The following is a 9881-nucleotide window of genomic DNA, read 5'->3' on the forward strand; positions in this document are numbered from 1 at the left end:
ACACAGTATTATTGCTTATACTTATCCTGATACGCCTTTGCCCTTTTCATCAGTTCCTGTGGACTGTCAGCTCCGGGCATTCTTTCCTGAGCCGACTTTTCTTCATTATATTTATTATTCTGAGATAATGCCTCTGTTTTATGGTGATTCTGCAGTTCAGAATACTGTCCTCTTACAATATTTTCCTCGCCACGTATGCTGTTCTGAGTATCACCTATATTCCCTTTATATTCTGTGACCATATTATCAACCTGATGTTTTACATCATTACGGATATTACTGTCCTGCGTTCTTTGCTCAATAATGGCCTGATGTCCCTGATGGTCAGCAATAATATCCTGACTGCCTCCACCCGAATGTACGCTCTCCATTCCTTTACCAATATCGCCACGGGATTCCCGCCAGGCATTATCAACACCAGGCTGTATCTGTTCCTGCACAAAAGACCAGGCCATTGCCCGACGGCGTTCTGCAATCTCCGGCGAACTGGTATTTGTCAGAATAGCTTCGGCATCCTGCGGTGCGTGTTTCATCACATACTGTGCAAACTGTTGCGACAAATCTTCGCTCATCTGCCCACTCATGCTTTCAGTACGGGATGCCATTTCAGCATATTCATGGCTGCGGGTCATATTCGTCGTGTACTGGTCGTAACTCTGTTTCGCTGAATTCAGGGCTGCAGACAGTTGATCCACCCGGGAATCAGCATTATTGTCAGTATGGCTGCCGGATTCACTGACTTTGCGACTGGTAAAGTAATCGCTGGCCTCTTTAAAATCCTTACTGGCTTTAGCGTCAATATCATGACGAGCATCATAGCTGGCCCGTGAACCACTGCTGGCCTGATGCGCATCATCATCACTCCAGTCAATGCCAGCCCGACCACCACCTCTAACGCCTAATCCTCCACCAACACCAAGAATTTTAGGTTTAACCCCCCATTCAGCATGAGCATCTCCATACATCCCGGCAGAAGCTCTCGTACTTCTGGATGCCAGTTCCTGAGTCGCCTGCTCATTACTGATATTATGCGCCTTCGCATAGCTTTCCACTGCACTGCGCATACGGCTGGCCATCATGGAGTCCTGTGCACTCATCGTACTGTCAGCACCACCGGTGACAGAGTCACTGCTCCCCCGGTTAGAACCAAACTGACTGAGCGTGTTCCAGGCACTGGCAATACTGCTGCTGAAACCATGCAGGGCACTTTCTGCTCTGTTCGACGCCTCTCGGGCCATTTCCTGTTGTGCCGCTGCAATCTGACGCGTTGCATTGATACCGACCGGTAAACGGGATATCGCTCCGCTTGCATCCATCACCATATTACCGTCACGGGTCTGTGTGGCGGTTGCGCCACTGCCGGTCTGGTACATCATCTGACCAAACGACGTGGTGCTGTTGGTGCTCCAGCTGAAGCCGTTCACGTTTTCCGTCTGCATGTTGCCGTAGGAGTAATTACCGTCAACCACACTACCTGCCGCACTGGCAGTCGGGCTGATAGCAGAGGAAGCGAAATGGCTGTACACACTGGAAAATCCGGCCCCAAGCCCCCTGACCATCATCCAGGATAATGGCGGGATCATCATGGAAAGATACCCGGCAGTGGAAGCCAGATCGGAGTATTTCAGTTGTATCTGTGAAATTTCCGAGAGCACCACCGGTGCACCATTCTGCTTCGCATAAAATGTCATGGCACTGTTCAGAATGGCGTACAACATTGGCCATGACTGCAGCCACATCAGGGCAAACACATAGCCTTTCAGGACGGACAGCGTCAGTTTATTGAAGACAGCCGCCAGTACCAGGAGCGGGAAAATACCAATGGCGATCCCCGTCAGGATGGTCTGCGTCATGGGCAGTGTCCGCATCGCTACATGGCCGATGGAGACATGTGCCAGACGTTGCTTCTCCATCGATGAGGTGGTGGCCAGATTCACCAGGCTGGCCGAATCACCATTACGGGCGGCATAACTGGTGATCCCCTCCTTCAGCGCATTGATGGTAACATTCTGGCGGATGATCTGGCTGGCTGATTTACTTGAGCCATAGAAGTAACTGTAACTGTCGCCAATCAGCGTACTGAACAACAGGTTCGGATCAGGGCGTCCACCAAATAGCTGCTGGGCATAATAATGCCAGGTTTTTCCGCCACTCTGTGTGTCCAGATTCAGCTTGTCTTTCAGCGAAACCGACGCGTCCTTACAGGTTACGAAATTATTATTGCTGTCATAAACGCCCCGCAGCGGGCTGGGGCGGGAAAAAATCAGCGTGTAGGGATCAGCGGAGGCCATCAGCTCCTCCAGCGTGTATTTGTGGTTCAGGTAAATATCCCCCATCACGCAGTTCTGCACATAATCCTGGAAAATATTGGCGATTTCCGGATTCCGGGACAAAAAGTCGGTGCTTTTTGATACCATTTCTGCGCCAAACAGCATCCCCGTTTTGCTGTAGGTGACACTGTCCGGTTGCGTGAAGATCATCTCGTAACTGGCCACCATTGCATGCCCGATACGGGTCGTCAGTGAAAGTGGCATCGCCAGACCGACCGGCACATTATCCACCCGGTGAACTTTGACCAGGTCACTGTTATCAATAATCTGCACCGATGTGCGGACATTAACCAGCAGGCTGATAAGCACAAACACGGCCACCCAGCCCAGCAAATCCATCACGTTGTGCCGCTGTACCCACATTACGGCCACCGCGAGAACAGACAATGTGAGCGCAATTTTTTCAATGGAATCCCACGTCCTGGTTCCCATAAAGGCGGCAATGGCGTTCAGGTTATTCCGCAACCACTCACCACCGGCAATCACATAAACTTCATTCACAGCGTGCTCCCTCCGAAGTGATAGTTGTTCTGGTAACGACTGAGCATGCGGGCGGAAAGCTGCTGACGCATGTAGCTCATCTGACGATCGACAACCAGCAGCGCATCCTGCTGTACCTGCACCTGTGACTGAAACGCCGCAATCTGCCGGGTGGCATCATTCATGTTGTCGTTAATATGCCCGATAACCGCTTCGTCATAATTTCCCGTGGCCACCATCGCCCGGGCCTGCTGTATCAGCTCCTGAATGTACTGCAGCAGGATGTCGTAACCGATATAGTCCGTCAGCTGGTAAATCATACTGTTGGAAACACCGAGCATCTGCGGGTCAACCAGGTATTTGAAGACGGGGATGGTGGTACTGGAAATAAAGCCTTTTTCCTTGTCATCCAGAGGCGTGTCACTGACAGCCTTGTTCTGAATGCTGGCCAGAAGTTTAGTAATCTGAGACTTCAGTGCATTATCTCGGCTGATGGTCACCGGTGTGTCTGCCACCACTTTCAGGCATTTATCAGAATCGTTGCAGTGATAAATTTTTGCTGTGCCGCCTTCCATCATGGCCCGGATAATTGAGCGGTCAGTGGTTCTGGCTGACAGCGGTGTGATTTCGCCGTTGGGACCAAACACCAGTGAGCCGGTCAGCGTCATCACAAACTCTTTCAGCTCTTTGTTGCCGTCAAACATTCTGTTTTTGGAAAGCGCATTCCACATGATGTTAATGTTTTTGGTCACCCGCTCCTTATCCTTGTCGCTGGCTTTATCCCTGACGCTGTCAGATTTACCGCCAACGGTACATCCCTGCCGGGAAGCCGCCCAGTCAGCAAAAATATTGCTCTCACCGGCAATGTCCTGACAGACTTTTTGCTGGGATACCTGCGTCCGGGGGAAAAGCCCGCCGATAATCCCCTGCGCCGCCTGGCAGGAACTGAGGTTCATGCTGTTAATGTCGCTTGCCATTTTCTGCAGGAAGTCTTTTGCGGTTTTGATTTCCGGCACCGTTGTCTGCAGGGCAAGGTCAAAAAAGTAACCGGCAGCATTACTCATAATCTGCTTAACAAAACGCTGCAGCTGCTCGCCATTAATAAAACTGAACGAACCGAGATAAGCGTCGATGCCGCCACATCCGGCATTGATATCCGGCAGCGTCATGGAAATCAGCTGAACATTTTTGACCTGAGTACGGGCATACAGGGAGCCGCCGTAAGCATAGCCGGCAGCCTGCCCCTGCCAGACGCCCGGCTGTGTGGTATTGGAGGCGAAGCCCAGCTTGTTAAAGAACTGATTCATGTCGCTGTTCACATCCGCTGACGCTGCAGGCGTCACCGTCAGTAAGGCGGCACAAAGAATAAAAAGAGGCTTAATGCGAAGCATTATTGCTGCCCTCCCTTAATGTGTTCTCCCGGCGCATACGGCGTTTCAACAGGAATATCCCGATATTTCCGTATATTAATTCGTACATTGGGAACAGAAAAAAATGTAACAAGAAACCCGGCTGCAAGCGCATATAACGCATACGGAATGACATATATCAGGATATTCCACATATAAATCGAATTATTTAATTCTGGGTCCGTTTTCCACGAATCAATACAGGCATCAAAAATAATATTCATAGCTGTCCATAAAACAATTCCGGCAGTCAGGAATACCAGAGACAATCCAGCATACCTGTCAGTAATTCTGGAAATGTATTTATAATCTCGTTCTGTACTTCTGATTTTGAGTTCAGGATTGTTTTTATTTTCTCTCATTATACGTTCCCTCTGATATTTCCGATAATTCATTCAGACCAGTCCTGCGGCTGTAATATATTTCAGACACCGAAATCCATCCCACAATTGCCCCCACAAAAAACACAACAGAAACAGAAAAGGTAAGGCACAGCGAAACGACAATTTCTACAGGGCTGGCGGGATAAAAAAGCCCCTGATGGATAAAGGGGATATTCAGGCTGACGATTATTCCCGTCGCGATGCCGGATATTCCGGCAATGAGTAACACCACCTGCTTATTTCGCACCTTTTTTCCCTCCGTACATCTGCAGAACGGTATCCATCCGCGCCATAAAACCGGCGGCATCCGTTGCCCCCTGTAAAAGCGGTAATGCCTCAAGCGTGTTGACGTTGACCAGGAAGGTGGTCGGTGTGGCCACCGGAATATTCGGGAAGAAGGTCTGCATCACGTCCGGTGGCACCGGTAATGCTTCCGGAAAGGCGGTATCCCCCTGACCATCCAGGGTGTAGGGAAAAACGGAAAAGCCGTACTGCTGTGCCAGCTGCTTCAGTACCGGGTCAAACTGGTGACAGTAAGGGCAATGCCCCTGCATAAACAGCACCACCTTCCAGTCGGCCAGGTTAACCTGCCTGCCGTTGCTGAGGCGGAACCAGCGGGGAGCCGGCTTTTCTGTCCTGGCTGATGTGTCTGCTGTCGGTTGTGCAGGCTGCGCGGCCATGCCCTGCGGATTCCAGAGTCTTTCAATTTCATCCCGGGTGGAGGCCTGCACACCTGTGACCATCATCAACAAAATGACCGGCAGTAATTTAGTGAGAGACATGTCCGCCCTCCTGCTGCTCTGCCATCATGGCCTGTTGCCTAGCTTCCAGTGCCTCACGCTCTTCCCGGCTGACACGGGCAATCCATGCATCCAGCACCTGGTATGCGCCGAACAGCACAAGGATGGCCGCAATCAGCTCCGCCAGAAAAAAAGCCATCCAGGGGTTGCTGTAAACAAGACGGGCGACGATATGAAACCAGACACCCAGGGAAAATACCCACATTCCCGTAATATCAAGCCGGGGTAAAGAGAATCTGCGTTTACTTATCATGTTAAACTCCGGTTATTATTTACATGAGAGTATTCATGTCTGTAATATTCGCGTTTGTGTGATATTAATCAGAGGTACAAATGGAAAAGCGATCTTTTAAAGAAAAACTGGAAATAATCAGAAACATAATAAGAGAGTCGTTACTGGGAAATGCGGCAATTATTGCGCTGATATATGCAGCATCACATTCATTACCGGTCAATGCCTTCCCTGACTATCTTGTAATAAGTTTATTAAGTATCGCAGCAGGCATCGTTGTATTATGGTTATTTTCAATTATCTATATTTATTTTTGTGAGCTATTCAGAAGCCACTGGATTGCGGTATGGTTTATCATATGGTCTTCAGTAATCAACCTCATTATTTTGTATGGTTTTTATGACCGTTTTATATGACTTAGCCTGTCATAACCCCCCTTATAAAAAACCACATCACTCCGGACCATACCGATGACAACATAATACAGATAAATATTCTTCTGAACCTGTCGAAGCTCGTAACGTCCGGTAATGCGGCCGCAACTATTGAAACAACCAGTGCTGCGCCCTGACTCATAATTGCACCACACAGAAACCAGAGACTGGCGGTAAGCACATATAAACACGCGATATTAATAACAAGGAAAACCAGTGAGCTCAGGAGAAACATTTTCCTGTCATTACGCTCAGAAAAGAAATAACCGGCAATAATGACAAATATTAACAGAACAACACCTGTAAACATTTTCAAATAATCTTCACTCATAAATCAAATCCGCGATTAAAAATTGGGTTTAAAATCTTCAGAAACGTTCAGGAACTGTTTTGCCAGGTCGTCCTGCGAAATAAAGCCGTATGATAACGGGCGAACACTGCCCTGTTTCGGGTCAACCAGCATCATGGCCGGGAAATATTTCACGCCGAGGCGCTGCGCCTGCCCCTGGTCAGTCCGGGAATCCGGCAACAGCGGATTAATCACGCCATCCACGGAAACGGGAATAACACTCAGACCATACGTATCCCGGAAGCCATTAATGACCTGCGCCAGTTGCCCGTCGATGGGGTCCTGCCCCCGGTAAAAAAACATGATGCCGTAGTGTTCAGCCAGTTTCGCAATGGCCTGTCGCTGCTGCGCCTGGTCTGCTGCCAGCTGGTTCCGTACCGTGCCGTTGTAATGGCTGTACTGCAGGTTATAGTCCAGTTCAGGATGTGCCAGCATGGCCTTTCTGGCGCTCATGGTGAAAAGCCCGGCCTGCTGAGTCCAGTAATTTTGCAGCCGGAAATATTTCACAAAATTATCCACGCCAGGATACAGAATGGCTTCGTACAGCGCCCGCTTTGTTGCCGTCTGCAGTGCGGCCAGTTTCTGCATAATATCCGGTTCCTGACGAGGGGCTGCAGGTACAGGTTTATTTTCTTTTTCCTTCGGATTTATTTTCTCGTTATACCACTGCCAGCCTGCATCTTTTCCTGACGCCGGAAAAATAAAGCAGCAGAGTAACAGTGGCAGTAATGCTTTATTCATCTTCATTCCTTTCATCACTTTTTCTTTCATCAGGTTTCTGCAGGTCAGTCAGGGCAGAAAAACAAAAATACAGAATAAACAGGAGCACACCGGAGTAAAGGATAACGAAAGCAGCGGCAAGCATCCCGTCTGCCGTGGTTTCTTTTACCGTATCCCACGACCAGATAATTACCGGAGAAATGACAATCGCTGTAATCAAAAGCCGGATAAGAAAATCAATAAAACGGTTCGACGTGAATATGACTTTCATCATTTCCCCCGGTTATTTCCCATACCTTACTGTCCTGCCTGTTTCAGCTGGTCAGCAATCTGCTCTTTCACTTTCTGCGTCAGAACGCCACTGTCCGGAATTTTCTGGTTATTCATCAGGTCTTCGTAGAAGTTAGTGAAATCCAGTCTGTTGAACTGAATTTTCTGCAGCTCATCAACCGTAATCCCCCGACAGTCAGGATGCTTCGCACTACCAAAACTGATACGCAACTGACCGTTGCGCCCCTGCTGCTGGACTATCTGCGCCAGCTTCGAATCAAACTGACAGTAGCTGCGTTTTTTCTCCAGACAGACACCCAGCACTTTCTTCGAACAAAACTCCCCGACGCTGACGGTCAGTTTGTTTGATTTTGCTTTAGCCAGGGCCTTTTCATCACTGCTGCATTTGGCCAGCCCGATATCCTGTCCCCAGCCGCTGTCCTTACAGCAGTTGCTGTATCCGGCTGCAGCCTTCTTACAAAATTTCGCCTGACCGGTGAAAGCACGGACATCCACCCCGTTCAGCGCCGCAACATCCTTACCTGCTGCGGCCAGTGCCGCCAGCTGAGAAACGGCTTCGGCAAAATCATTACTCTGCCCGCTCTGAGCCTTATCGCATTCGCCATCGAGACAGAAGACGTCTCCCCCACAGACCATCACTTTCCCGGATGTTTTTGACTCACAGGAGTACGTGGCATATTCATGCAGACAGGCACCTTCTTCGGAGTAAAAGGCACACTGGTGTGACACCAGGGTACAGGCAGGATTGTCGGTGTAGGTCTGACAGGTTCCCTTGTCTGCTGACTGCGTGACATACGTGTCCCGGTATGCCCAGCAGCTCTGGTACATGCTGTATGACTGACCGTCTTTCACCAGCGTCCTGTTCCCGCCAGCCTCCGTACATTCTGTTTTTGTCAGTTTCCCCAGCTCCTTGCTGAACGGGCAGCTTTCAGACCAGACAACATACGGGGTGTACGAGGCTTTTTTTACCCTGACAACCAGACGCAGCTTCATTGACGTATGACGTTTGAATTTTGTATTCCCGACCCGGACGGGGTGAGATGAGGTAAAAGCAACACCGGCAGTCAGTGTTTTCTGTACTGGTGTAAATGAGGCATCTGCTGAGTATTTGGCATTCCAGCTCAGTGGGGTTCCCAGTACTGTAATTGTCATAGGTATACTCTTCTGCAGGTAAATACGACTCCAGCTGTAATGTGCATCGACAATTTCACCGGTAACGGGAGAGGTAATGGAGACAACATACTGACCATTCACTTCACGTGCAGGTAGCTGACTCATTTCATACTCCAGCGTCCGGGTTTCCCATGTGGTACTCCCCTGCAGCTCCATACGGGCAGTTCGTGTGCAGTACTGCTCCACCTGTAAATCCCGCTCACAGGTGTAATTCGTGTATTCACTCCTGCTAATCTCCTGCGCACTGCACTGCTGCCCGGTGTTTCCCACAATGCTGTCAGCCCGGTTCACCACATCCCTGCCGGTCTGGATAAACGGTGCATCCGGTGAAAGAATGTCTTTCGGCTTGTTCATGAATGACTCTGTAATGGTTTTTCCGGTTTCACCGGTCGCCCATTCCGTGGTGCCGTCATTTTTCAGGCCGCCATCCCCGCCGGCAGTCACGCCACCGTAATATTTTGTCTCGTCCGGATTCGCGTTATAGCCGGGGATACTCTCCTGTGGCTTAAAGCCCTGAATACTGCTGCTTCCCTGCCCTTTGATCTGGTGAGCAAAATCAGAACCGGCCCGGTAATCACTGTTGCTGTCAGCCTGTGCCATGCCGGCAACCAGAGCCAGTATCAGAGGTAAAATACGTTTCATTTCCCGGAATCTCCTTTCCCTGCCAGTAAATCATGAGCCACCTGCCGGCAGTCACCCGTGGCGGCCACTTTCTCCAGCGCCTGGCCGACCCGCAGGTTTCCCCGGATGATGTCGTATCCCTGACTGCAGAACACCACCAGTGCCGGTACAGTGCGAATGCCGTACTGTGAAAACAGCGTCGGGTCGATCTGAACACCATCAGTCGCGCCGTCTTTCACCAGGGACAACACAGCTTCAGCGGTGGTCTTCAGGTCATTGTTCACCATGCCCCGCAGTGTGGCCGGAATACCGTAGTGCCGGGTTTCGCCCAGCATTCGTTTCAGCCCCTCTTCGGGAATGGAAAACGACACAAAATACAGAGCACCCTGCCGGGGTTTCCCGTCCAGCGAAGCCTGCTGTTTACGAACCAGCTCATCCAGGAAATGGTTATCTGAACGCTGAAGGGGGTTTTCCAGCACCTGTTTCTCCGCCCAGGCTTTCAGCTGATGGTCAGGTTTTTCACGCAGTTGTCTGCTTAAATTTTCCTGCTGCTTCAGGAACTGGCGGTTTTCAGGAGTGTTCACGTTTTCTGACGCCATAACCGCCCCGTTCAGCATCATCAGCAGTGCTGCCAGAGATTTCATACTCAGCTTCATCAT

12 protein-coding genes are annotated in these 9881 nt (G+C 50.1%); 1 reads left to right on the forward strand and 11 read right to left on the reverse strand.

Features of this window, described 5'->3' with window-relative positions; genetic code table 11:
- Positions 1–8: 8 nt before the first annotated feature.
- The 6 genes from traG to traQ are packed head-to-tail and all read right to left on the reverse strand — an operon-like array spanning position 9 to position 5655.
- On the reverse strand, positions 9–2831 hold the full coding sequence (gene traG / locus AABJ99_RS23990; RefSeq protein WP_097731811.1) for a conjugal transfer mating-pair stabilization protein TraG: 2823 nt from the start codon (positions 2829–2831) through the stop codon (positions 9–11).
- Entirely contained in the window at positions 2828–4201 is a 1374-nt protein-coding gene (gene traH / locus AABJ99_RS23995; RefSeq protein ID WP_000944319.1) for a conjugal transfer pilus assembly protein TraH, read from the reverse strand. Before traH ends, traG begins: the two co-directional genes overlap by 4 nt.
- Positions 4201–4581: an F-type conjugal transfer protein TrbF gene (gene trbF / locus AABJ99_RS24000; protein ID WP_229456669.1), complete on the reverse strand. Its 381-nt coding sequence runs from the start codon at positions 4579–4581 to the stop codon at positions 4201–4203. The genes traH and trbF overlap by 1 nt, the downstream gene beginning before the upstream one ends.
- On the reverse strand, positions 4568–4909 hold the full coding sequence (trbJ, locus tag AABJ99_RS24005; RefSeq protein ID WP_001442101.1) for a P-type conjugative transfer protein TrbJ: 342 nt from the start codon (positions 4907–4909) through the stop codon (positions 4568–4570). The genes trbF and trbJ overlap by 14 nt, the downstream gene beginning before the upstream one ends.
- The gene (trbB, locus tag AABJ99_RS24010) at positions 4839–5384 is read right to left on the reverse strand and encodes a type-F conjugative transfer system pilin assembly thiol-disulfide isomerase TrbB (protein WP_096972938.1); all 546 of its coding nucleotides are present in this window, start codon (positions 5382–5384) and stop codon (positions 4839–4841) included. Before trbB ends, trbJ begins: the two co-directional genes overlap by 71 nt.
- Positions 5371–5655 (reverse strand): type-F conjugative transfer system pilin chaperone TraQ, encoded by a 285-nt coding sequence (gene traQ / locus AABJ99_RS24015; RefSeq protein WP_338387584.1) that lies wholly within the window; start codon positions 5653–5655, stop codon positions 5371–5373. The genes trbB and traQ overlap by 14 nt, the downstream gene beginning before the upstream one ends.
- Before the next feature lie 80 nt (positions 5656–5735).
- Here traQ and AABJ99_RS24020 point away from each other — a divergent pair, with 80 nt between their 5' ends.
- A complete protein-coding gene (locus tag AABJ99_RS24020) occupies positions 5736–6050 on the forward strand; it encodes a protein ArtA (RefSeq protein ID WP_000415566.1) in 315 nt (104 codons plus the stop codon).
- 1 nt (position 6051) lies between these two features.
- On the opposite strand, the gene trbA is transcribed toward AABJ99_RS24020, so the two are convergent.
- The 5 genes from trbA to trbC are packed head-to-tail and all read right to left on the reverse strand — an operon-like array spanning position 6052 to position 9878.
- A complete protein-coding gene (gene trbA / locus AABJ99_RS24025; protein ID WP_096972937.1) occupies positions 6052–6399 on the reverse strand; it encodes a conjugal transfer protein TrbA in 348 nt (115 codons plus the stop codon).
- Positions 6400–6414: 15 nt separating this feature from the next.
- Positions 6415–7158 (reverse strand): type-F conjugative transfer system pilin assembly protein TraF, encoded by a 744-nt coding sequence (traF, locus tag AABJ99_RS24030; RefSeq protein WP_001030378.1) that lies wholly within the window; start codon positions 7156–7158, stop codon positions 6415–6417.
- The gene (locus tag AABJ99_RS24035; RefSeq protein ID WP_000864318.1) at positions 7151–7408 is read right to left on the reverse strand and encodes a conjugal transfer protein TrbE; all 258 of its coding nucleotides are present in this window, start codon (positions 7406–7408) and stop codon (positions 7151–7153) included. The genes traF and AABJ99_RS24035 overlap by 8 nt, the downstream gene beginning before the upstream one ends.
- A gap of 26 nt (positions 7409–7434) precedes the next feature.
- A complete protein-coding gene (gene traN / locus AABJ99_RS24040) occupies positions 7435–9243 on the reverse strand; it encodes a type-F conjugative transfer system mating-pair stabilization protein TraN (protein ID WP_112030435.1) in 1809 nt (602 codons plus the stop codon).
- Positions 9240–9878: a type-F conjugative transfer system pilin assembly protein TrbC gene (trbC, locus tag AABJ99_RS24045; RefSeq protein WP_338387585.1), complete on the reverse strand. Its 639-nt coding sequence runs from the start codon at positions 9876–9878 to the stop codon at positions 9240–9242. The genes traN and trbC overlap by 4 nt, the downstream gene beginning before the upstream one ends.
- Positions 9879–9881: the final 3 nt, after the last annotated feature.

Source organism: Escherichia coli (assembly GCF_036503815.1).
In the GTDB taxonomy this organism is placed as follows: Bacteria; Pseudomonadota; Gammaproteobacteria; order Enterobacterales; family Enterobacteriaceae; genus Escherichia; species Escherichia coli_F.

What these genes read in the sequence shown, in the direction of transcription:
- trbF (WP_229456669.1), bottom strand. Translation starts at nt 4,581, where the DNA reads ATGAGAGAAAATAAAAACAATCCTGAACTCAAAATCAGAAGTACAGAA.
- trbA (WP_096972937.1), bottom strand. Translation starts at nt 6,399, where the DNA reads ATGAGTGAAGATTATTTGAAAATGTTTACAGGTGTTGTTCTGTTAATA.
- traQ (WP_338387584.1), bottom strand. Translation starts at nt 5,655, where the DNA reads ATGATAAGTAAACGCAGATTCTCTTTACCCCGGCTTGATATTACGGGA.
- traN (WP_112030435.1), bottom strand. Translation starts at nt 9,243, where the DNA reads ATGAAACGTATTTTACCTCTGATACTGGCTCTGGTTGCCGGCATGGCA.
- trbJ (WP_001442101.1), bottom strand. Translation starts at nt 4,909, where the DNA reads ATGCCGCCGGTTTTATGGCGCGGATGGATACCGTTCTGCAGATGTACG.
- trbB (WP_096972938.1), bottom strand. Translation starts at nt 5,384, where the DNA reads ATGTCTCTCACTAAATTACTGCCGGTCATTTTGTTGATGATGGTCACA.
- AABJ99_RS24035 (WP_000864318.1), bottom strand. Translation starts at nt 7,408, where the DNA reads ATGAAAGTCATATTCACGTCGAACCGTTTTATTGATTTTCTTATCCGG.
- traF (WP_001030378.1), bottom strand. Translation starts at nt 7,158, where the DNA reads ATGAATAAAGCATTACTGCCACTGTTACTCTGCTGCTTTATTTTTCCG.
- trbC (WP_338387585.1), bottom strand. Translation starts at nt 9,878, where the DNA reads ATGAAGCTGAGTATGAAATCTCTGGCAGCACTGCTGATGATGCTGAAC.
- traH (WP_000944319.1), bottom strand. Translation starts at nt 4,201, where the DNA reads ATGCTTCGCATTAAGCCTCTTTTTATTCTTTGTGCCGCCTTACTGACG.
- AABJ99_RS24020 (WP_000415566.1), top strand. Translation starts at nt 5,736, where the DNA reads ATGGAAAAGCGATCTTTTAAAGAAAAACTGGAAATAATCAGAAACATA.